Origin of the sequence: Photobacterium kishitanii (assembly GCF_003026355.1) — a bacterium.
GTDB classification, from domain to species: Bacteria; Pseudomonadota; Gammaproteobacteria; order Enterobacterales; family Vibrionaceae; genus Photobacterium; species Photobacterium kishitanii.
On sequence record NZ_PYON01000008.1, the window covers coordinates 201,054 to 223,038 of the forward strand.

The 21,985-nt window shown below is 37.3% G+C and carries 20 protein-coding genes; 5 read left to right on the top strand and 15 right to left on the bottom strand.

Annotated elements, in window-relative coordinates; genetic code table 11:
- Nucleotides 1-13: 13 nt before the first annotated feature.
- From C0W29_RS11655 to rlmF, 8 genes are all read right to left on the bottom strand, one after another.
- Nucleotides 14-832, bottom strand: coding sequence for a DUF1365 domain-containing protein (locus C0W29_RS11655; RefSeq protein WP_107174054.1), 819 nt, complete (start codon nucleotides 830-832; stop codon nucleotides 14-16).
- A complete protein-coding gene (locus C0W29_RS11660; RefSeq protein ID WP_065191168.1) occupies nucleotides 819-2,162 on the bottom strand; it encodes an NAD(P)/FAD-dependent oxidoreductase in 1,344 nt (447 codons plus the stop codon). The genes C0W29_RS11655 and C0W29_RS11660 overlap by 14 nt, the downstream gene beginning before the upstream one ends.
- Nucleotides 2,159-2,905: an SDR family NAD(P)-dependent oxidoreductase gene (locus C0W29_RS11665; protein ID WP_045041247.1), complete on the bottom strand. Its 747-nt coding sequence runs from the start codon at nucleotides 2,903-2,905 to the stop codon at nucleotides 2,159-2,161. Before C0W29_RS11665 ends, C0W29_RS11660 begins: the two co-directional genes overlap by 4 nt.
- On the bottom strand, nucleotides 2,902-3,339 hold the full coding sequence (locus C0W29_RS11670) for a nuclear transport factor 2 family protein (RefSeq protein ID WP_045044718.1): 438 nt from the start codon (nucleotides 3,337-3,339) through the stop codon (nucleotides 2,902-2,904). Before C0W29_RS11670 ends, C0W29_RS11665 begins: the two co-directional genes overlap by 4 nt.
- Nucleotides 3,340-3,365: 26 nt before the next feature.
- Nucleotides 3,366-4,865: a deoxyribodipyrimidine photo-lyase gene (gene phrB, locus C0W29_RS11675; protein WP_045044719.1), complete on the bottom strand. Its 1,500-nt coding sequence runs from the start codon at nucleotides 4,863-4,865 to the stop codon at nucleotides 3,366-3,368.
- A gap of 37 nt (nucleotides 4,866-4,902) precedes the next feature.
- The gene (locus C0W29_RS11680) at nucleotides 4,903-5,700 is read right to left on the bottom strand and encodes a MerR family transcriptional regulator (protein ID WP_045041250.1); all 798 of its coding nucleotides are present in this window, start codon (nucleotides 5,698-5,700) and stop codon (nucleotides 4,903-4,905) included.
- Between the two features lie 44 nt (nucleotides 5,701-5,744).
- Nucleotides 5,745-6,692 carry a YbgA family protein gene (locus C0W29_RS11685; RefSeq protein ID WP_045044720.1) on the bottom strand — a complete coding sequence of 316 codons (948 nt, stop codon included), beginning with the start codon at nucleotides 6,690-6,692 and terminating at the stop codon, nucleotides 5,745-5,747.
- Nucleotides 6,693-6,904: 212 nt separating this feature from the next.
- Entirely contained in the window at nucleotides 6,905-7,927 is a 1,023-nt protein-coding gene (rlmF, locus tag C0W29_RS11690) for a 23S rRNA (adenine(1618)-N(6))-methyltransferase RlmF (protein WP_045041252.1), read from the bottom strand.
- A 351-nt stretch (nucleotides 7,928-8,278) separates the two neighbouring features.
- On the opposite strand from rlmF, the gene C0W29_RS11695 reads away from it, so the two are divergent.
- Nucleotides 8,279-9,352 carry a transporter substrate-binding domain-containing protein gene (locus tag C0W29_RS11695; RefSeq protein WP_373455523.1) on the top strand — a complete coding sequence of 358 codons (1,074 nt, stop codon included), beginning with the start codon at nucleotides 8,279-8,281 and terminating at the stop codon, nucleotides 9,350-9,352.
- Nucleotides 9,353-9,412: 60 nt separating this feature from the next.
- Here C0W29_RS11695 and viaA read toward each other — a convergent pair whose 3' ends face one another.
- Nucleotides 9,413-10,870, bottom strand: coding sequence for an ATPase RavA stimulator ViaA (gene viaA / locus C0W29_RS11700; RefSeq protein ID WP_045044721.1), 1,458 nt, complete (start codon nucleotides 10,868-10,870; stop codon nucleotides 9,413-9,415).
- Nucleotides 10,871-10,930: 60 nt separating this feature from the next.
- Nucleotides 10,931-12,586, bottom strand: a complete 1,656-nt coding sequence (locus C0W29_RS11705) for an ATPase RavA domain-containing protein (RefSeq protein ID WP_045044722.1) — start codon at nucleotides 12,584-12,586, stop codon at nucleotides 10,931-10,933.
- Nucleotides 12,587-12,987: 401 nt separating this feature from the next.
- Here C0W29_RS11705 and C0W29_RS11710 point away from each other — a divergent pair, with 401 nt between their 5' ends.
- Nucleotides 12,988-13,809, top strand: a complete 822-nt coding sequence (locus C0W29_RS11710) for a phosphate ABC transporter substrate-binding protein (RefSeq protein ID WP_045044723.1) — start codon at nucleotides 12,988-12,990, stop codon at nucleotides 13,807-13,809.
- 104 nt (nucleotides 13,810-13,913) lie between these two features.
- On the opposite strand, the gene C0W29_RS11715 is transcribed toward C0W29_RS11710, so the two are convergent.
- From C0W29_RS11715 to C0W29_RS11725, 3 genes are read right to left on the bottom strand one after another with little or no spacing between them, the layout of a single operon-like run.
- Nucleotides 13,914-14,771, bottom strand: a complete 858-nt coding sequence (locus tag C0W29_RS11715; RefSeq protein WP_045044724.1) for a sulfurtransferase — start codon at nucleotides 14,769-14,771, stop codon at nucleotides 13,914-13,916.
- A gap of 10 nt (nucleotides 14,772-14,781) precedes the next feature.
- Nucleotides 14,782-15,342 carry a nucleotidyltransferase family protein gene (locus C0W29_RS11720; protein ID WP_052671599.1) on the bottom strand — a complete coding sequence of 187 codons (561 nt, stop codon included), beginning with the start codon at nucleotides 15,340-15,342 and terminating at the stop codon, nucleotides 14,782-14,784.
- 31 nt (nucleotides 15,343-15,373) lie between these two features.
- Nucleotides 15,374-16,219, bottom strand: a complete 846-nt coding sequence (locus C0W29_RS11725) for a DUF5718 family protein (protein ID WP_045044725.1) — start codon at nucleotides 16,217-16,219, stop codon at nucleotides 15,374-15,376.
- A 222-nt stretch (nucleotides 16,220-16,441) separates the two neighbouring features.
- Here C0W29_RS11725 and C0W29_RS11730 point away from each other — a divergent pair, with 222 nt between their 5' ends.
- Nucleotides 16,442-17,527, top strand: coding sequence for a S1 family serine peptidase (locus tag C0W29_RS11730; RefSeq protein ID WP_052671600.1), 1,086 nt, complete (start codon nucleotides 16,442-16,444; stop codon nucleotides 17,525-17,527).
- Nucleotides 17,528-17,639: 112 nt separating this feature from the next.
- Nucleotides 17,640-18,572 carry a precorrin-2 dehydrogenase/sirohydrochlorin ferrochelatase family protein gene (locus C0W29_RS11735; protein ID WP_045044727.1) on the top strand — a complete coding sequence of 311 codons (933 nt, stop codon included), beginning with the start codon at nucleotides 17,640-17,642 and terminating at the stop codon, nucleotides 18,570-18,572.
- Nucleotides 18,573-18,654: 82 nt separating this feature from the next.
- Here C0W29_RS11735 and C0W29_RS11740 read toward each other — a convergent pair whose 3' ends face one another.
- Nucleotides 18,655-19,116, bottom strand: a complete 462-nt coding sequence (locus C0W29_RS11740) for a DUF1097 domain-containing protein (RefSeq protein WP_045044728.1) — start codon at nucleotides 19,114-19,116, stop codon at nucleotides 18,655-18,657.
- Between the two features lie 239 nt (nucleotides 19,117-19,355).
- Here C0W29_RS11740 and nagZ point away from each other — a divergent pair, with 239 nt between their 5' ends.
- Complete coding sequence (nagZ, locus tag C0W29_RS11745) at nucleotides 19,356-20,360, top strand: beta-N-acetylhexosaminidase (protein ID WP_045041259.1); 1,005 nt, start codon at nucleotides 19,356-19,358, stop codon at nucleotides 20,358-20,360.
- Nucleotides 20,361-20,417: 57 nt separating this feature from the next.
- On the opposite strand, the gene C0W29_RS11750 is transcribed toward nagZ, so the two are convergent.
- Nucleotides 20,418-21,985 (bottom strand): EAL domain-containing protein (locus tag C0W29_RS11750; protein ID WP_107277783.1); only part of this gene is annotated, 1,568 nt, incomplete at its 5' end.

The window sequence follows — 21,985 nt, forward strand, 5'->3', positions numbered from 1 at the left end:
TTCCCTTTACTATTCATTCATTATGATGATTAGGATGATCGTAAATCGGGGCACCTTTTCTCCACAATTTAAAGGCTTGCCAATATATTCCTACTACGACTTTGATCGTCATAATTGGTGTAACTAACAAGTGTCGTAATAAGGTTGTGGTTGTAAATGGTTGTTTCTGCATAGCTAACGTGGCATCAAAGACTTTCGTTGCGACACCCTCATTATGATTGCTATTTTTAATTTCCTTTATTTTACCCCCTCGACGAAAGCCATCTTTTTTTGAGTGAACTTCTAAATGAACCCTTACAATGCTATCAGGGCAAGAAAGCTGCCATACATAATCTTGATTCATTGGATTAAACGGCGAGACATGAAACCCTTTATCATCAATAAAACGCTCATGCTGCCAATACTGCCTTGCCGGAATCGCATAATAATGACGTTGATTCCAAGGGGTATTACTGACTTCTGCTAGCACATATTGCCAATCCCCCTGCTGATCAAAAATGTAATACAAATTCAATGGGCTAAAGTACAAACCGCCATAACGTAAATGACATAACATACTCACCTTGCCATGAATACGTTCACCAGTAAGCGCATAAATTTTATCTTCAACCGCTTGGTTAATATCATCTGTACCACCAATATAATCTTGGCGACGAAAACGGGCAAAATGAAACCATGCCCGCCCAAACCCCGTTACCTTGTCACACAATGCATCAATTTCATCCACATCGAGATACACCATAAACATTGAATAACGAAAACGATGTAGTATCGGAGTAAAGCGACGATGCCGAACATGGCCACTATAAATACCACTATTATTGATGCGCATAATTTTGACTACTATTAGCTGTCGTACTCGCGGCTTCAAAATCCGTTGTATCAGCCGCTGATACATAACTAACTGGATCGGTGTGAGTAATTGCGTCAATAACATCAAGCGCACTTCTTACACCATCTTCGTGAAAGCCGTTATACCAATAAGCACCACAGAACCATGTGTTTTCTATGCCATTAATCAAGTATCGCTGTTGCTGAGCCTTAATACTGTTGCGATTAAATACAGGGTGGGCATAGGTAAATTGACGTAATATCTTACTAGGATCGATATCTTGAGTTTGATTTAAAGTCACACAGAAAGTTTCTGGTGCATCAATGCCTTGTAAAATATTCATGTTATAAGTCAAAGCAGGCAGTTGCTGTTGCGAGCCGTCCTTATTCAACGGTAAATGGTAATTCCACGAAGCCCACGCACCTTTAGCATCAGGTAAAATACCTTCATCGATATGTAAAACCACTTCGTTATCTTGGTAGGTCATCGCTGATAATATTTGTTGCTCATTAGGGGTGCTATCCGCTAATAATGCTAATGCTTGATCGCTGTGACACGCAAAAATAACATGATCAAAAACATCAACGGTATCATTAACGGTAATATAAACCTGTTCATTCAAGCGACTAACTTGTTGTACAGGAGAATTTAATCGAATTAACGTTTCCATTTCCACAAGCATTCGTTTTACATATTCACGTGATCCACCAGGAATCACATACCACTGCGGGCGATTAACAACATCAAGCAAACCATGGTTAAGGAAAAAGCGTAAGAAGAAATCTAACGGTATTTTTCGCATATCCGCTAATGATGATGACCAAATCGCAGCCCCCATAGGTAGAATATAATTCTCAGTAAAATACTCACTAAGATCATGCTGTTGAAGAAAATCACCTAATGTTTGTTGTTGTTCAATCTCTTCATAAGCCGTTTGCTTGGCAAGACGATTAAACTTAGTGATTTCATATAAAAAACGATAGAACTGTGGCTTGAATAAGTTTTTCTTTTGAGCAAATAACGATCTTAAATCATGACCATTATATTCCAAGCCATTATTATCATTATGAACACTAAAACTCATCTCACTGGCTTGACCTTGAATATCTAGCTCAGTTAATAACTGTTCAAAATTAGGGTATGTACGTTCGTTAAACACAATAAAACCAGTATCAATCGCATATTGACCACTCTCGACTTCAACATCAACGGTTGCCGTATGCCCACCAGCATAATCATTTGCTTCAAATAACGTAATATCATGTTGGTGACGTAAATACCACGCCGCTGTTAACCCCGAAATGCCTGATCCTATAACTGCTATTTTCATACTGCTTTCCTTGTCATTCGGTAAATAATTGCTCTTTGCATCGACACAGGAAAGAAGGCAATCATTTTAAGTAATAAGGTAAACTTAACTGGAAAATGTATTTCTGCTTGTTGGTTACGAATACCTTGACGTATTTTGAGCGATGCATACTCGCAGCTCACAATCATAGGCATTGGAAAATCATTTTTATTCGTGAGTGGCGTTGTAACAAACCCTGGATTAACTAAGGTAACTGTATTAACTTTATTTTTTAAATCAATTGCTAACCCATTACTAAGATAAGACAAAGCCGCTTTTGATGCCCCATAAGCTTCTGCACGAGGTAAGGCTGTATAAGCCGCTGATGAACTAATAAACACCAAATGAGTTGCCGCACTAAATCCTGTTTGCATAGCCTCTAAACAATGAATGATGCCAAAGAAATTGACCTCAAATACACGTTTAAACAATTTACTATCAATCACACCATCATCTATATATTCACAAGTACCAGCATTTAAAATAATAAGCGTTGGGATTGTTTCAAGTTGCGATAATGCTTGTTGGGTTTGCTCTAAATTAGTTACATCAAATACCAAGGGGGTGATTTTCCCTGCAGTAGTCTCAGCGAGAGACATCACTAACTGTTGAAGACGTTGCTGATTTTGCCCGCAAGCATAAACATCCCAACCATCATTAGCATAATCAGTTGCCAGTTGCAGACCGATACCAGAGCTTGCTCCTGTAATGAGTACCTGTTTCATTGGCCTAATCTCGCTTTAATGTGCTTGATAACACCACCAATGATAGGCAGCCCTTCATATAACATCGCACCTAAATCAAAAAAATCACGATGATAAATAATACGTTGCTGCTCAATGGTTAACTGGGTACACCCTTCTAATGTTCGTTGCTTTCCTTGTTGTAAGCGTGGATGTGAAAAACGCATCGTCCATTGTAAAAAAGCGTGGTTATCTTCAACTACCGCCTGATTAATAACAAAAGTACATTCATTAATATTGCGATAAAGTGTTCCGAAATACTGATGCAGTGCAGCAAGACCAATGATTTTATGTGCGGGATCTTCAAACACAATATCAGAGTGATAAACATCATCGAGCAGCAATAAGTTATCTTTATTAAGCTGGCAATAAACCTCAATAAACGTATTAATTACCATGTTATTGGTCGTAACCATAATAATGTCCTTATTATTGTATTTGCTTATGCCTCACGCTGACTGTCATAACACGTTTTAGCTTGTTTATAACTGTCGATAACTAATAAGCGCATCTGTTTATGATCAACAATCGGTAATGGATAATCCACACCTCCAAAGCCAGACCATAACGAAGGCGAATGAATATATTTATCAGGCACATGTTGAAGCTCAGGTATCCATTGGCGAATAAACACCCCGTTTGGATCAAAGCGTTCACTTTGAGTTGTGGGATTAAACACTCGAAAATACGGTTGAGCATCAGTACCCGTTGATGCAGCCCACTGCCAACCACCATTGTTAGATGCTAATTCACCATCAATAAGCTGCTGCATAAACCACTGCTCACCAATACGCCAATCACACAGCATGTCTTTAACTAAAAAACTCGCACTGATCATCCGTAATCGATTATGCATCCAGCCCGTTGTGGCAAGCTGTCGCATTGCAGCATCCACAATCGGAAAACCTGTCTTTCCTTGCTGCCAAGCATGTAGATGATCACTATTTTCTAACCAGCGAACATGATGGGTATATAACTGAAATGGTTGGTGTTTACTTAGACGACCATAGCTATCAAGTAGATGATTATAAAACTCACGCCAAATCACTTCACTGAGCCATACAAAAGCGCCATTTTGTTTGTTTATTTCGACACACTGCGGCAGAGCTTCCATTAATGCAGCTAAACACTGACGAGCAGACAATGCCCCAATAGCTAAATAAGGAGAAAGACAACTAGTACCATCAATGGCAGGAAAGTCGCGCTGTTGTTGATAATATTCAGCTTTTGTTTCACAAAACATCTGTAACCGTTGTTGAATAGCACTCTCATCAACGGGCCATAGTAAACTGTCTTGTTTGCTGTAATTAAACGTTTGAATATCGCCGTTAACTTTAGACTTACCTTCAAGTAAATTCAAACAATGCTGACTAAAAGTTACCTTGTCACTATTTGTAACAGGCTGATAGTTATAGCTTAAAAACTGTTTTAGCCACGCATTACGGTAAGGAGTAAATACTTTATACATTTTTTGCTGCTGTGTTAGCACACTGCCAGGCGGCAAAACACAATAATCATCAACACAGTGCCACTGTCTATCTTGTGCTATTAATGCTTGTTCTACAGCAAAATCGCGTTGCTTTTCGTTCCACGGATGCTGCCGATTACAATAAACAGCACTAATTTGATGCTGCTGACATAAGGTCGCTATTGTGGCTGGCACCGTTGAAAAATCATGACATTCAACAACTAATAGAGGAATATTGATATCGTTTAACTGTTGTTTAACAACGTGTAGCCGCCGTTCTATTAAGTCAATCTGCCGTCCTGATATATGGTGTTGGTACCACTGCATTGGTGTCACAATATAGACCGCAATTACGGGTAAACCAGATGCTATTGCGTAATTTAGAGCGGTATTATCAGTAACGCGTAAATCAGCCCGTAACCATAACAGAGCATGGTTAACCGCAGAAATAGTTGATTGTGACTTAGAATTCATCGCGATCTCCTATTGAGCGCTTATTTCAAATAGCTGATTAGTACCCATGGATCATTTTTACGCTACCGACAAAATGTAATTTGACCCCAGTTTCTTGCTCTATCATTTCAATATCATCTAATTGACGACGACTTAGTTTTGTCTCACCGACCACGACTAAATTTTTAATATTACGCTCACGAATACAAGCAGAAATACCGGTTAAACGACCAGATAAGTGAGTCATGATAGTGACACCGTCACCTTTGTAACACCACGCAAGTCCTTGCTGCCAAATACTATGACTAATATGCTGATCAAAACTTATCAATAAACATGTTAGTTTTTTTTCGTTATTAATTTTGGTTATAACGTTAATAAAACAAACCGTTAAAACCGATGACCACAAGCTTCTTTGTACTGTAATTAAAGGATTATCTTGATGTTCAATAACAGCACTCACTTCGGGCAATAATCGTTGCTGAATCACTTCATACGGATAAATTTTCAATGCTTCATTAATCAGCCGTTCTAATTTAAACCCATTTAATGCTTGGACTGCGTTAATGATTTCAACGGCAACATCTAAGGTTTGTTGTTGTTCCACTACCGGAACGCAATCACCCGCTAATAGTGGCTTCACTTTACCAATAGAAACACCTTTTGCTAACCAATCAAGGATCACTTTAATCTTTGCAATATCAGCTTCAGTATATAAGCGATGACCTTTAGGTGTCCGTTGAGGAATTAATAGTCCATAACGACGCTGCCATGCTCTTAATGTGACCGAGTTAACTCCGGTAATCTCAGAAACCTCACTGATTGCAAACAATTTAGTTTCAATAAGAGCGCTCATAAGACCTCTGTAAAATAATGATTAAATATAAAATGACCAACCTCTTATAACGCATAACGTAACTTCAAGTTTTCAGGGTAAAGGTCTAAATATGTTTGGTCAGCCAAATAGCTATCAGGATGAACAGCTAAATGGTGATTAATGAGGGTTAATGGTGCAATTAGCGGCAAGTTACCTTCACGATAGCGCATAATGACATCACGAAGTTCCGCTTTTTGAGGTTTGTCTAAATCACGCTTAAAATACCCCTGAATATGCATTAACACATTGGTATTATTTTTACGGCTAGCTCTTTGCTTTAATGCGTCCATAAATAATTGACGGTATTCAATAAAAAAAGCACCCAAGTCATCCCATTGATGAATACCAGAAACAAAGCGCCCTAATGCACGATATGCTTGTGGATCATGTGCCATCAGACACAACTTATAACGTGAGTGAAATTTGATAATACTATCGCGGGTTACGCCATCAGCAATAGATCGGTATAGGTCATCTAATGCATAAATACGGAAAATAAAGTTCTCGCGTAATACAGGATCTTGTAAACGTCCATCTTCTTCAATCGGTAACCACGGCATTTTTTCCATTAATCGTTGTGTAAAAATACCGACAGAACCACCGGGTACAGAATTACCATTATCTAAATATAATTTAACGCGTTCCATACCGCAGGTTGGCGATTTAGCACAGACAATATAACCTCGTAGAGCTTCAAAGCTAGGTAATTGGTTATCTGCAAACGCTATCATTTTATCGGTATAATCAAGGTTATGATCTTTAGTGCCAACTAACGCAATACGATCACCATTATCTTGTAAACGAATAGTTGGACGCGGCACCGTCATACCAATACCGACTTCAGGACACACAGGTTTAAAGTCAAAGTATTCACTCAATTCTTCATCTGCAAAACGATTTCGTTTATGCCCGCCGTCAAACCGAACTTTCTGCCCTAATACGCAAGCACTAATACCAACAGGAATCCCCATGCCGCCTCCAAACCTTACATCAAGGTTGTACAATTGTTAAAAGCTGTACAATAAATGTAGCGAATAAATCATAGTTGTACAAATTTTTTTTCTGTACAACTTTGTAATGTGTTTATCAATAAATAATGACGCCAAATAGTAGCCATAAAAAAAGCGACCGTGACGGTCGCTTTTATAATATTCAATAATGATTGTAGGTTACAAGGTAGCCTTTATGCCCAACGCTCAGCTTGCCACTCAGCTTGCTGTTCTTCATTGAGGAACGTCCATGCTACAACACGAGAGATTTTCTGCCCTTGTGACATTTCAATGGTTTTGACTTGGAATGCGCTTACTTTTTCAAGTTGCTTATAAATAACGCCAAGGTTTTCTTTCTTAGAAACAAGTGTTGTGAACCAGAAACACTGTGTCGCTTTGGTTGCACTTTGGTTGATCATCTTTTTAATGAAGCCAACTTCACCACCTGTGCACCACAATTCAGCTTTTTGACCGCCAAAATTAAGCACTGGCGCCGCTGACTCAGATTTCGCATTAAATGCCGAAAGCTTATTAGTACGACCATGTGCTTGGCGCTTCTTATTTGAGTTAGTCGCAAGGTTGCGCACTTTACGCTCAGAACCTGCCATAGCTTCAGCTTCTGAACCGTGGAATGGTGGATTACACATAGTGAAATCAAATACTTCTTCATCATTAATCACATCAGTAAAGATATTATCGGCATGATTTTGAAGACGAATTTGAATTGCACCTTTTAGACGTGGATTATTAGCAGCAATGAATTTAGCTGATTTAACCGCTAAAGAATCAATCTCCGAACCCACAAATTGCCAGCCATAAACACGATGACCAATAATAGGATAAACACAGTTTGCACCAATACCGATATCTAAACCGCGCACACCTTTACCTTCAGGGATAGCACCGCCATTAGACTGTGCCAATAAATCTGCAATGTAGTGAATGTAATCAGCACGACCAGGGATTGGTGGACACAGAAAACCTGCAGGAATATCCCAATAATCGACATGGTAGAAATGCTTTAATAACGCTTTATTCAACGTCTTAACTGCGAGTGGATCAGAGAAGTTTACGGAAAGATCACCATAAGCATTTTCACTAACGTATTGCGCTAGTTCAGGTGTCGCCTGAGTTAATGTCGCAAAATCATAACGCGCACGGTGTGGGTTACGTGGATGTAGGCCTTGCTTAGGCTGTGCGGCTTTCTTTTGGGTCATCTTTGCTACTCGCAGGAATCAAATACAATTAAGCGCTGCATTGTACATGCTAAACCCTAATAACCTTAGCACCTTAACAACCAAATGCACAAAAAACACTCAATTGCGCCTAACAATTGCTCTCTTTATAGTTAAATTTACGATTAAGAACAAAATACGCCATAAAAATATAACCTCCTTAGTTTTAAATCTCGTTAATCCTAGCAACAAGCCGCTAGTGGTAATGTCTATTATTATTAAAGAAGTACTTATACTTAAACATAACCCTACCTTGTTAGGAGTGATATTATGCCAATTCCCTCCCCACCATCTCAGCCTTCCCTCTCATTTTTTTACTCATTATTATGGATGATGGCTTTTTGCGTATTCGTTATTTTTTATTCCTCTAATATTCAAGCTGAAGAATCAATTAACAATAAAACACTACAGATAGGCACCTATTCTTGCCCACCTTTTGTCATGATTGATGAGTCAAATGATTATCAAGGACTAACATTTTTACTGTGGAATAATATAGCAACTAAACTCAACCTCAAATATACGGTTCAAGTCCTACCGCTCAAAGATCTACTTGCAGCAGTAGCCAGTGGTAAACTCGATATTGGTTTATCCTGTATTTCTATCACCCCAGAACGTGAAGAAATATTAGATTTTTCACATTCATTTTATGAAACCAATCTAGCAATTGCGATTAAACAAAAAAGTCATTGGGAAACCTTCATCAATATTATATTGAATAAAAAACTCTTACAGATCTTGTCGATTATCTCAATAGTTGCCGCTATTGTGGGTGGGATTTATTACATACTTGAGCACCGCGTTAACCGTAAATTATATTCAATGAAGTCACGATCTGCGCAGTTAGTAGAAGGATTTATCTTAGGGTTATTGTTTATAACTAAAGGTCCTTTTAATTATTATGAATTTAAAACATTAACTGGGCGGGTGATCACTGTTCTATTAGCCGTTTTTACGACATTATTTATCGCTAGTATCACTGCTGTTCTTGCCAGCTCATTCACATTGGGCTTAATCGATAGTGACATTAAAAGTCCTAATGATTTAGATAATGTCATCACTGGTGCGAAACAATCATCAACCTCATCAGAATTTTTGACCAACCATAGTATTACCCATAAGACCTATCCAACCGTTGCGGCAATGTTGATTGCTTTAGATAAAGGCGAAATCAATGCGGTGGTCGATGACGACGCTATTTTAAGATATCAGATAAAAATGGCGAAAAGCCAAGGTGATTATCAACAATTACAGGTTCTTCCTTATCAATTTGAAAAGCAAAATTACGGTATCGTGCTTGGAGAAAACAGCCCTTATGATGAAGAAATTAATCGAGAGCTATTACAATTTCGTAAAAGTAACCAATGGAAAAAAGCACTGACTGAATACTTTAGAATCAAAGAGTAACAATATTATTAAAACAAAAAGGAGCACTAATGTGCCCCTTGATGATTTAAAAGTAACCTGCTAACGCAATTTAAACAACCGTCCTAGTTGAGTTAACGTTGATGGGTGATAAGACCAACAATGATCAAATAACTCCAGTAACTCTGGGTTACCATATTTAGATAAGTTCACTGCATGAAAACGATTTTTTTGTTGTTTTAACTTTTGTACTCGTACTTGCATTGCCTCAGGCTGGCTAGGTGCAATAAAATCCGACAATACGACTAGATCGGCATTTTTATATTTACCGTCAACCATTAAATCAATTGACTGATCAAGTACAGGTCCTAGATCTGTGCCACCATGAAATGAATACGACAAAAAGTTAACGACTTCATGTAAACCATCTTGTTTAGTCAGTTCGTAGGTAATTTGTTGGGTAGAGAACATAATCACAAAACAGTCACGTTCTTCAACCAGCGCTATCTGCATTAATCCATATGCTAATGCTTTAGCACAATTCTCAGGATAACCTGACATTGAACCAGAAGCATCGATACAAACAATAAATGGCCCTTTCGGTTGATCTACCTGCTTGGTTTGTCGCTGAAATGCTTTTACTTTTCGCAACTTTCGTTGTGTGCCCTGCATACAATAATTCATTAAACGTTTATCAGCTAAATGCTTGTAAAAGATCACTTCGAGCTCAGGGTAAGCTAAAAACATCGCTTCATTAGGCAATAATTTGGTTAGATCATCACTTTCATGAATGCCAACAATATCATCAGTTACATTGTCACTTATCTCTTCCACCAGCTTCATTTGTTCAGCTTTTACGCGCTCTTTATTTGGATCATCAACTTCATTCGCCATTCGACCTAATTTTTCTGCAATGTCTTGAAGGCCGTTATTCTTTTTTAAGAATGCCGCTATTTTCTTCATCACATCGACATCAGTTTTAGTCAATTTCGCTTGTGCCATATCCCACAATCGTCCAGCTTTACTGGCATCACCAGCGTCAGTCACTGTCGCCATTTTTTTCATGGTTTCAATGCGTTGGTAGAGATCGGTTAGCAGTTGATCTTTTTGCTCTTCCACTTCAGACTCTTGTGCCTCACGTAATGCATGAGCAAGATAGTCATACCATTTATCACAAAAAAAACGCTGAAACATTGGGTTATGTTTGCTTTGCTCTTTTGCTAATAAACTTTTAGCTTTGAAATAAAATGCAGATTGTCCTTCAAGTTGCTGAACAATCTGTTCTGAATGAGCAAAAAAGTATTGTTGATTCCATGTACAAACTTGTTGATACAAATTAATTTCATCACTAAATTGTTCAACGACCGTACCTTTGGCAGTCCTTTTTAGCATCTGGCCGCGCCATTTCATGATTTGGTTTTTCATGGACGTTTTTACACCAGGGCTAGCTTCTGCTGCCATTAATAACTGCGGTCTTACCATAACTTCATGTACAGCTGAATCAATAATACCTGACTCTGCAAGCATCAAAGCAAAATTTAACCCTTCAGATACTGGCATAGGCATCTATCCTTTACTTTATTTTTCATTACACATAACAATATTACTGGTTATCTAAAATCACTGTTGCGAAAAATATTCATCCATATGAGTAATTCTAAAAGCACTTCTTTCAGCTACTTGCTTCAATTCTGCGACTTCATCAACGCAATCACTAAGGCTTTGCTCTATCAATGTAGGAAAGTCACCACTGATAAAATTATGTGGTAGTGCGCCATGAAACGAGGTTCGCGCTTTAATTATATTATGTTCAGAGTCTGTGATTTTAGCCATTGCTTGATCAACATGCTGTTGCCACTGTTGTTGCTGCGAGGTCGTTAAACCCTTGTTACCCGTTACACCAACTAATACTGGACGGTTCGCAATATCTTTAATCACCAATTGGTTTTCAGCATTTATTTCAAACTGTAATCGACATAAATGGGTATTTTTATTCACGAAACCATAAATATCACATTTCCCAGTCCGAATTTTTTTATCAAACTCATCACCATCAATGTAAACCCAACGACTATCACCGAGCTCTTGCTCTGACACCGAGGTATTTTGTTGTAGCATCACTAACTTAATCATGCGCGGGTTATTATTAATATTAAATCGTGTTGCAGTCGCAAAGTTATATTTAAACCATTCTTTACGCATTGTACTTTCGCGAGTAAAGGTTAACACTAGCTGAGTACAAATATCTTGATTAATATTATCGATAATAACCAATGCTTCTTTGGCATCCGCAATGGCATCTTGTTGATTAAAGGCATGTTTAGTCGCAAACTCCTTCATAATACTTACAATAACATTGCGTGATTCTGGGCTATGCCATAAACAATCTTGCAATAGTAATAAATCTAGCGGGTTAATTTGATCGCGGCCATTAAAGAATGCACTCGCTTTCAGTAATCGCACTGACTTCTTCCAGCGACGATCTGAAATATAAAGCTCGCTTTCCGTCGCTTGTTCAGTAACTTCCCCAGAACGTGCTTCTATCATTGATTTTAACTGGTAAATTTTTTCAAAAAGGGTTTCAGTTAATGTTATATCTTCAATGAGTAGTTGCCAGTTTTGATATTCATCATCCTTAATCGTTAATGAAGGATCAATCGCTGTGAGTGCGATACCGTCTCCCATTAACATCGACTTAAAATTACGCTTCTCTTGAATACGATTAACAAACACTCGTACTAACATACGGTCATATAATGCATCTAAGCCACTATCGGCATCCGGCAATTCATTGGAAGCAGTAATCAACAGTCGCATTGGTATTGGCAGAATATCTTGACCATTTTTAAAGGTGCGTTCATTCACCACGGTCAATAAGGTATTCAATATTGCAGGACCGGCTTTCCAAATCTCATCCAGAAAAACCACTTGTGCTGTCGGTAAGTAACCATCAATTAAGCGAACATATTTACCGTTATCTTTTAATTCTTGAATTGAAAGTGGGCCAAAAACTTCTTCAGGGGTTGAAAAACGGGTCATTAAGTAATCGAAGAATCGACTGTCGTCAAAAGCTTGAATCAATCTCTTTGCAATTAAACTTTTAGCAATACCTGGAGGGCCTAACAAGAATACACTTTCACCCGCCAATGCGGCTAGTAAACATAACTTAATCGTTTCTTCACGTTCATAAACGCCACTAGAAAGCCCATTAATCAGTTTTTGAATACGTTCTGATAAAATAGCTTTATTTGGTGCTGTTGTTGCTACTGTAAGCATATATCCAACCTTGAATTCATTTCCTACCGTACATTGATGCACCGCACTACTGCTTGTAATACGTTAAACCACACCAACACGTTGCTGCTTTGTTACAGTTATATCACGATTTTATATAGTGATACATCTTATACGCTTTTTTAACAATAAGGGATTAACGTGATCTTGGCGATCAAATCCATTGTTGTCATATAAATAAACTAATACAAGTACAAATAAAAAATAATCATCTATAAATCATAAACCTGTGTATTTTATCTTTATATAAAATATCTTTTAATCTACCACTAAACATGAGTTAGCTTACCATTAAGCTCATAAAATCACGGTTTGAGTTTCACATTAACGTCATATAAACGTAATAACATATTTGCTTATCATTCAATTAATGGAGTAAAGCAATGCTAACCAAGGCAACTACTTTATGGGCACTATGTACAACACTTGCATTTAGCGCTCACGCTAATGATACCGTCACTGTTGCCGGTTCAACCTCTGTCAGCCATATTATGGACATTCTCGCTGAACACTATTCAGTACAACATCCTGATAGTAAAATTAATGTACAAGGCATTAGTTCATCAGCAGGTATCGTGGCGCTTCAAACTGGCACCGCTGAAATTGGTATGAGTTCGCGGATTATTAATGCTAATGAGCTTGATGAAAACTATGCCATTGTCCCCATAGCACATGACGGTATTGCGCTAGTCGTTAATCCTACCAATCCAGTCAATAATATTACTCGCTCACAAGTCGATAACATTTATCATGGTGTCACAAGGAATTGGCAGCAGATAGGCGGTAATAATGAAAAAATCGCTGTTGTCAGTCGAGAAAACGCCTCTGGTTCACGTTTTTCATTTGAACACTTTATGAAACTGACTAAAAATGTATCGGGATTTACGGTCTCAGACATAAACCCTGAAGTGCTGGTGGTCAGTACTAATGGGATGGTCAAAAGTCTTATTGCTCGTAACCAACAAGCTATTGGTTATTTATCTTTTGGATCAGTTGATAATTCAATTAAACCGTTATCTTATGATGGCGTCATTCCCAGCCTAAATAACATTCGATCTGGTGAGTATAAAATCGCTCGTCCATTTTTAATTATGTATAAAAAACAAGGCTTATCCGCGAATGCGGAACAGTTTATTAAATTTTTAAACTCAGATGATGCAAAAAAAATCATTAATGATAATGGCTATATCGCAGAGCAATCATAACGTTATTATGATTAGATAAAATAAAGGCTTTTAGTAAAGTAACCCTGCTAAAAGCCTATTTGCATAACTTGTATTATCAGTACTCTTTAAAATAACTCGAAACGTTATTTAACCACAGGGTACTTTTCATTTGCGCCCCATTCTGTCCATGACCCATCATAAACAGTGACGTTGTCACGACCACTCACTTGTGCGGCTAATGCTAAAATACATGCCGTTACACCAGAACCACAACTAAATATAAGTCTTTGATCATTATTGCTTAATGCATCAAACTTTTGCTTTAATTTAGCAACAGGTAGGAAATGACCATCAGTTAATAACTCGCCAAACGGCAAGCTTTTAGCATTTGGCATATGGCCGCTGCGCAATCCAACACGTGGCTCTTTAACTGTAGCTAAAAAGCGCGCTGTCGGACGTGCATCTATTATTTGAATATGGCTATCATCCAATTTTTGACACAAGCTATCCGCATCAATAACCCAATCAGATCGGTATTTCGCACAAAAATCGCCTATGGTATTCACTGTAGGCAATCCAGTTTGTGTTGCATATCCCGCTGCTAACCAAGCAGGTAATCCACCATCAAGCACAGACACATTATCATGTCCCATTGCTTTAAACATCCACCACCCTCGCGGCGCTGAAAACATCCCTTGGCTATCATAAATAACCACATGACTTGTATTATTCACGCCTAATTTTGATACTTCACGAGTGAATAAATCAGCAGATGGCAACATATGAGGTAAATCAGTATTCGGAGCCGCTATTTGGTGATTAAAATCGAAAAAGCGCGCTGTAGGTATACGAATATCAATAAATTCTTGTTGAGGATCACGGGGAACATCTGGCATAAATGCACTGGCATCTAATACGACAATCGATGCAGATAACATGGCATCAGATAATTGTTGATGGAGCCATGCAGCAGAAACGATATTATTAACAGGCGATATCATGAAACAGTCCTTAGGAATAATCCGCAGTCATAATCATTAACTTTGGCCACAATACCTGCCACTTTTTGTCTCGAATACGCTGTTGATAAACGGCAGGTCTTGGGTAATGAGGATTGATGCTAACATGTAATGACCAGTTATGCTCTAACCCATATGCTGCAGTAAAAACTAAGCAATTATCCGCAGTTAACCGAACTCCTACGCAGGTGGGAACTTCCACCCAGCGTGAGATAGCATCTGCACTATTTTGATAAGGCTGATGTTGGTGCTTAATGTGCATTCGAGCTTGATTTTTCACTTCCCAATTAAATTGTGGAAATTGCTGGCATAATAATGCTGCATAATGTGCTTCTGTTGCTAATGAACAGTCATTACGATCAAAATACACCACATCAATATCATTAAGCGGCGTCATCGGTAAATCGTGTATGTGATCCCAAATAGCATTACGTACAAAACCCGCAGCAATAAACCAATCAGGAAGATTAAGCTCCCGCACTGCCCGTAAACAATCCATTCGAATAAGATCAGTTTCGATAACGACTGCTGTATCAGAGATTATATCAACCATCGTATTCATATCCTTTATGGCTAATAACACACTACAATGCGTTAACTTGCTGAATTAATACTGACATACCATCATCAGTCAAATCATTGTTCGTTGCCATTTGCATAATTTCACTGGCGTTGTAACGACGACCATCATAAACAACAACAATACTGCTATCACCAGCTTGTAAAAAATGTGTTTCGCCATAAGGAGTATAACGCGTAGCACCAATACTGATCACGGCTTGGGTTGGATAGTGGCTTTGCTCTAGCAGTTGAGCAATATTTTCTGTAGGGTCTATATCTTGCTGATGATTCATTCGCTCAACGATCCAATCTAGCAATATGTCATGAAAGTAACTATAACCAACAACGGCACTGTCTTCCCCATAGCGATGAGTTTCACCGTCTCGGCAATGAAAACTCGCGATACGATAACTATCTAAAATACCGCCTGGAGCAAAATTATCGATAGCAATAAGATGATCACTTATTCCTTTACTATTGACGCCCCAATTTTTCTTTTCACTGATCTTTTTTGCATGAGGTTTACGAATAGAACAATCGTTATAGGCACCAAATTGTCGTGGAATCAACGCTGTTACTATTTTAGTCGTACCATCAGCACTCGTGCTATATATAACATCACAAATAAGAGCGACTTCAGGCTCTATCTGAAGGTTATCAGCGTCGTTAGGTGGAATAATAACGGCTGATGATAACGGGTATACCGCTAGCGGCCCCGTCTCAATATTAGGTAAATAAAAAGGAAAAATAGCCTTAGGCTGAGCCGTTTCTTTAACTTCAACAGCAATGAAGTCTGCAGCTTCACCAGCTTGTTCTAAATGCCCTGAAAAATTACCCGCGACACCAAACCCAACATATTGATTAAACAAGACTTACCCCTAAATAAACAAAAAATGAAGTTATCATAACGACTAATTCTTCTATTTTCCGTTATCAAGTTAACAATTATTAGCACTAATTAATCAACATTCTTATTTTTGATTCAACCTTGATCACAATTTAACAGCTAAATAGCAATGTAATAACTACCCTTAAGAGTAGTAACACAGCAATAAGGGATTATTATGCGGGTATATCATCCAAGAAGCGTCATGGGTCATTTTCTGTTATTAATTATCATCATCGCAAGCTACGCTAACTCTCAAGTATATGCTGCTCCTGCAATTCCTAAAGCAATTAATAGTAATCCTGCATCCCTCTATGCCCCATTATTATTACCATGGCAAGCGGCATTAACATCATCTACTGTTACCGATGTCTACTGTGGTGCGGTGATTATTAATGAATATTGGCTAATAACAGCAGCCCACTGCAACCATGATTATATTCGTCATGTTATTGCGGGTGTATCTGTCATTCCGCAGCGACTAAATACCAAATATAAATTTACTATTACTCATAAAATAAACCATCCTAATTATGAACCCAAAAATTTTGCTAATGATATTGCACTTATTCGTGTAGATCGTTCTTTATTAGACGTTGCTCAGCCGATACTTATAGCTTCAATAAATGATCAACAAACAGCAAATAATATATTTGCTAATCATTGGGTAACACATCAAAATTCAAAGGCAAATCTCATTGCATCTGGTTGGGGAAAATCAAATACTGATGCCGTAATAGATTATCCTGCTCAATTACAATTAATAACTTTAGCGGGAATACCTGATAATCGCTGTAATGGTTTACTCGCAGATCATTCACATATTATTTGTGCAGACTCTAATATAGATGGCCTTATTAAAGATGTTTGTAGTGGTGATTCTGGAGGGCCTTTAATTTGGCAAGATCCACAACATATTGCCAGTGATGATTTTGGTTTGCGTGTATTGGGAATTGCCAGTAATGGGGCTCGATGTGAAGATCGCTTAAATGATCCTACTCGTCAATACCAGCAACTTCATGGCCAATATACAGAATTAGCCCCTTTAATCCCTTGGCTTGAATCTTATATTAAACAATATGACAACTTAGCTACTTTTTCGCTTTCTTTACACTACTCTCCCCAAAGTTACAAGTACGATCCATTTACCCTCGCTGATGACTATCCTCAAGACCAAGATATTAAGTCATTATTAGTATCCACTCATTCTCCAACAGCAGGAAGTATACCGTTAACAACTTTCATTATGCTTATAGTGATTTATTTATTTCGAAAAAGAATCGATGTATGATAAATATTAACGAGTGACTATCTATTTATGGATAATAATATATACAATATTGCCATCAAACTATATTACGTAATAATAGACTTACATTGATATTTAGAATGGATATTATTAAATGGATTTCTTTCCGATATTTCTAAAAGTAAATCATAAACAAATCTTAGTTGTTGGTGGTGGCGAAGTTGCTTGTCGAAAAGTTGACTTATTACTAAAAGCACATGCTAACGTTACAGTTGTATCACCGCAATTGCACCCACATTTACAAATGTTACTTGCGCAACAATTAATTGTACATATTAATCAGCCTTATCAATCATCACAATTAGAAGGTGCAGATCAAGTATGGGCAACAACGGATTCATCAACACTGAATCATCAAATTTACCATGATGCAAGTGCATTAAAAATTTGGACCAATGTTGTTGATGATCCAACATTTTGCGATTTTATTACGCCCTCGATGATTGATCGCACACCAATCCAAGTTGCCATCTCAAGCGGCGGAGCATCGCCAGTCTTAGTGCGTTACTTACGAGAACGTTTAGAGACCTATTTACCACAAAATTTAAGCTTACTTGCTGCATTCTCCGGAAAACAACGTCAACGCATTAAACAACATTTCACAACCGTTGATGAACGACGTAAATTTTGGGAGCAATTCTTTCGCTTAACCGCCATAGAAACTGCACGTACTGAAGAAGAATTAGAAACAGCTTTTCAGAAACTATTAGCGAAGCAACATAATTGCAGTGGTAGTGTTTATTTGATTGAAACAGGTCATGATCCCGAGTTATTAACGCTTAAAGCATTACGATTGATGCAGCAATCAGAATATGTTCTTTATCATGACGATGTTGCTGATGTGTTTGTTGATTTATGTCGACGTGATGCTGATCGTGAGCGCTGTAATTACACTAATATTCAAACCCTAACAGAAAGCCTTGTAAAGCAAGGGATTCGTGTCTGTGTTCTAGCAACTAAAGATAATCATCGTCCAGGGCTTAAAAAATATTGCACTCATCATAATGGTATTTTTGTTCCAATTTAAAGCACGCAGCTTCTCTATGCCTAAACAAAAACGCAGAGCCGATGCTCTGCGTTTTTATTATCAATACTTATTAACTACTTATTTACTCATAACGCGGTGACATTTTTGCATGTAACCATATACCCGTTGTTTTCATTAAATAACCAAAAATAACACCAACAATAAGAGATGGAATAACTAACTGCCAGTTACCAGCTGCTGCAAATGTTGCACACGAACCAATGAATGTTCCTGGAATAAAACTTAACCACCGCTTTTTAGCTTGAGCACACATCATAAATGCCACTAACGCAGTAATAATATAACCAACAATTTCGAGGTTAATTACTGAAGACAATTTAATAATTACCATAGCCCAAAATACGCCACTAAGATTAGTCGCAATACTTAGCCCAACCCCTTTGATGCCATCTAGTTGCAAAGCAAAATATGTTGTACATCCCAAAAAGCCGCCCCAACTAAGTAAACCAAGAGAAACAGCAACCCACCCCCAGATCCCCGAAAGAATACCAGTAGTTAAGGCAATAGCGATAAGCAAAGACATTATTGATCCCACGTCAATTTTTAACAATGCGTAGTCTATATGAAGCGAGGTCGCACTCAAAACGATTTAGATCACATATAGATAAATAAACTTACACTTAGTTACTATTATAAGAGACGTTCATCACACTGTTTTTTTATCGTTACAGTTACATAAACACAATAAAATCCAGATTAGAAATTGCGGTTATAGCAAACTGTGATAATTTATTCGCTCTATTTGTTTGACGGAGTGTCTTCATGGGACCTTTAATGCTTGACGTTTCAAGCTATGAACTTGATGCAGAAGAACGTGAAATTATTCAACACCCAACAGTCGGTGGCATTATTTTCTTTGCTCGTAACTATGATAATCGTGATCAACTACGAGCGTTGATAAAAGATATTCGCCAAACAGCAAAGCGTCCATTGATTATTGGTGTCGATCAAGAAGGTGGTCGTGTTCAGCGTTTCAGAGAACAATTTACACTACTTCCCCCGGCCAGAGCATTTGCCGAATCAAATAATGGTTTAGCACTAGCAACAACGGGGGGATGGCTAATGGCAGCTGAATTATTAGCAATGGATATTGATATCAGCTTTGCACCCGTTTTAGATTTAGGCTTTGATTGTAAAGCGATTGGTGATCGCGCTTTTTCAGATAACCCAGCAGAAGTTATTCGTTATGCCTCTGCCTTTATTGATGGAATGACAACAGCAGGCATGGCTGCAACAGGTAAACATTTCCCTGGACATGGTGGTGTCATTGCCGACTCCCACCTAGAAACACCGTATGATTCACGCGATAATATCAAGCAGTATGATATGACTGTATTCAGTCATTTAATCAGCAAAAATAAGTTACAAGGGATCATGCCAGCCCACGTCGTGTTTGATGCTTATGACGAACGTCCTGCAAGTGGCTCTGAATATTGGCTTAAACAAGTACTTCGTCAGGATTTAGGTTTCAACGGCGTTATCTTTTCTGATGATTTAAATATGAAAGGCGCTGACGTATTAGGTAATTACAGTGAACGTGCAGTAGCAGCTCAACAATCAGGCTGTGATATGGTGATGTTATGTAATAATCGTGCAGGTGCTATACAAGCACTTGATGGATTACCACAAACGCAAGTGCCTATTCTCAATACCCTACTCAAGCAACCAACACCTGAATTCAATGTATTAATGCAAACTCGTGAATGGAAACAAGCACAACAAACTATTTCAGGTTTAGTTGATAAATGGAATAACAAAACTAATTAATTGCTTCTCCCCATAACCGCGCCTTATTCTACATTTTGTTTGTTGAGTAAGGTGCCGTTAAATCTTTGCTTGATCCCGTTGAAAATAGTGACGAAATTGTTCAAATTTTAATGGCTCTGAAAAATAGAAGCCTTGCTGTAAATAAACTCCACTTTGTAATAAATAATCAGATTGTTGTTTTGTTTCAACTCCTTCAGCGATCATTTCCATCCCTGCTTTTTTACCGAAAGCAATTATTGAATCCAACACAAATAACTTATGATCATAGGTACCAATAGTATCAACGAACATTTTATCAATTTTTAAACTTTGTAAATTCAAATGTTGGATATAACTAAAACTTCCATAACCAGTACCAGCATCATCTAACTTCACATTGATACCTTGAGCTTTTAAATAATCAATCACTATTGCTGCTTTATCTAGATCAGTAAAAGACATTCGCTCCGTAATTTCAAACGCGATTTGCTTTGGCGAAATAGATGATTTAATAATCATATCAACAAACTTACGTATCTGTTGTTTATTTTCTAATTGCTCAGGGACTAAGTTAATACTGATAACAGCTGTGCTTTTTTGCCAATTTAATGAACTTAATTGAGTTAATGTCTTTTCAAGTAAAACATCTGTTATATCAATAATTAAACCACTATTTTCAGCATAAGGTATAAAATCATCTGGTGATATTAATTCTTTTTTATTGAACCACCACCTGACTAACACCTCACAGCCATACATTGTATTATTTTTCACATTAATAATAGGCTGATAGTAAGGGATAAATTCTTTACGTATAACACCTTTAACAATTAATGAATGTAATGATAGTTGACGCTTAATATAAAGATTAATAAACAAAAAAATAATTAATCCAAAAAAAACACCAACAATAAATAATAATGGCTTTAAGTCTATAGATATAAGTGATAATAACTGAGGATCGACATAATTTCTTAATATTAACCCATTATTAAATACTTCTGTATTTAGAGGTGGCAAGGATGATAAATTCTTTACATCATTATGAGATGATATTTTTTTATCGGCATTACCTACTGTTGAAACAACACTTAATATACAGTCATCACAATACTTATTGCGTATGACATCAGAAATTATTGGTTCAAAATCAATAGATACCTGACCTCTTTCGTCTTTCCATACTAATGAGAGTATTGATTGTTCATTTTTATCATTCAAAATAGCCCATAAAGAAAGATTTTTATTTATTTTTTTTATAAAAACAGAATCTGATTCATATTCATGCCGATTGCCGTCAAAGCTTGAACAATATTTTTTATTATTAGTTGCAATATCAATATTTCGAATGTAATAATTATTATAAGATTTTTTTTCTATATATGTTTTATCATTTACACCACAATCGAAGTCAATATTACTAACTACTGATTTTATAAAAGACTGATAATCACCTATAGTAGAACTATAATTATCGATTAAATCATTTGATACATTATTTATTTTTGATGATAGCTGTATTTTTGCAAAATAAGGAGAAAACAATGTAAAACATGTAGCCATAATAACTACTATAAAAACAGCCACAACTGTCATGGTAGCTGAATAACTAGCTATTAAGCGACTTTTAAGCCATGCTTTAAATT

What these genes read in the sequence shown, in the direction of transcription:
- C0W29_RS11655 (WP_107174054.1), bottom strand. Translation starts at nt 832, where the DNA reads ATGCGCATCAATAATAGTGGTATTTATAGTGGCCATGTTCGGCATCGT.
- C0W29_RS11660 (WP_065191168.1), bottom strand. Translation starts at nt 2,162, where the DNA reads ATGAAAATAGCAGTTATAGGATCAGGCATTTCGGGGTTAACAGCGGCG.
- C0W29_RS11665 (WP_045041247.1), bottom strand. Translation starts at nt 2,905, where the DNA reads ATGAAACAGGTACTCATTACAGGAGCAAGCTCTGGTATCGGTCTGCAA.
- C0W29_RS11670 (WP_045044718.1), bottom strand. Translation starts at nt 3,339, where the DNA reads ATGGTTACGACCAATAACATGGTAATTAATACGTTTATTGAGGTTTAT.
- phrB (WP_045044719.1), bottom strand. Translation starts at nt 4,865, where the DNA reads ATGAATTCTAAGTCACAATCAACTATTTCTGCGGTTAACCATGCTCTG.
- C0W29_RS11680 (WP_045041250.1), bottom strand. Translation starts at nt 5,700, where the DNA reads ATGAGCGCTCTTATTGAAACTAAATTGTTTGCAATCAGTGAGGTTTCT.
- C0W29_RS11685 (WP_045044720.1), bottom strand. Translation starts at nt 6,692, where the DNA reads ATGGGGATTCCTGTTGGTATTAGTGCTTGCGTATTAGGGCAGAAAGTT.
- rlmF (WP_045041252.1), bottom strand. Translation starts at nt 7,927, where the DNA reads ATGACCCAAAAGAAAGCCGCACAGCCTAAGCAAGGCCTACATCCACGT.
- C0W29_RS11695 (WP_373455523.1), top strand. Translation starts at nt 8,279, where the DNA reads ATGGCTTTTTGCGTATTCGTTATTTTTTATTCCTCTAATATTCAAGCT.
- viaA (WP_045044721.1), bottom strand. Translation starts at nt 10,870, where the DNA reads ATGCCAGTATCTGAAGGGTTAAATTTTGCTTTGATGCTTGCAGAGTCA.
- C0W29_RS11705 (WP_045044722.1), bottom strand. Translation starts at nt 12,586, where the DNA reads ATGCTTACAGTAGCAACAACAGCACCAAATAAAGCTATTTTATCAGAA.
- C0W29_RS11710 (WP_045044723.1), top strand. Translation starts at nt 12,988, where the DNA reads ATGCTAACCAAGGCAACTACTTTATGGGCACTATGTACAACACTTGCA.
- C0W29_RS11715 (WP_045044724.1), bottom strand. Translation starts at nt 14,771, where the DNA reads ATGATATCGCCTGTTAATAATATCGTTTCTGCTGCATGGCTCCATCAA.
- C0W29_RS11720 (WP_052671599.1), bottom strand. Translation starts at nt 15,342, where the DNA reads ATGGTTGATATAATCTCTGATACAGCAGTCGTTATCGAAACTGATCTT.
- C0W29_RS11730 (WP_052671600.1), top strand. Translation starts at nt 16,442, where the DNA reads ATGGGTCATTTTCTGTTATTAATTATCATCATCGCAAGCTACGCTAAC.
- C0W29_RS11735 (WP_045044727.1), top strand. Translation starts at nt 17,640, where the DNA reads ATGGATTTCTTTCCGATATTTCTAAAAGTAAATCATAAACAAATCTTA.
- C0W29_RS11740 (WP_045044728.1), bottom strand. Translation starts at nt 19,116, where the DNA reads ATGTCTTTGCTTATCGCTATTGCCTTAACTACTGGTATTCTTTCGGGG.
- nagZ (WP_045041259.1), top strand. Translation starts at nt 19,356, where the DNA reads ATGGGACCTTTAATGCTTGACGTTTCAAGCTATGAACTTGATGCAGAA.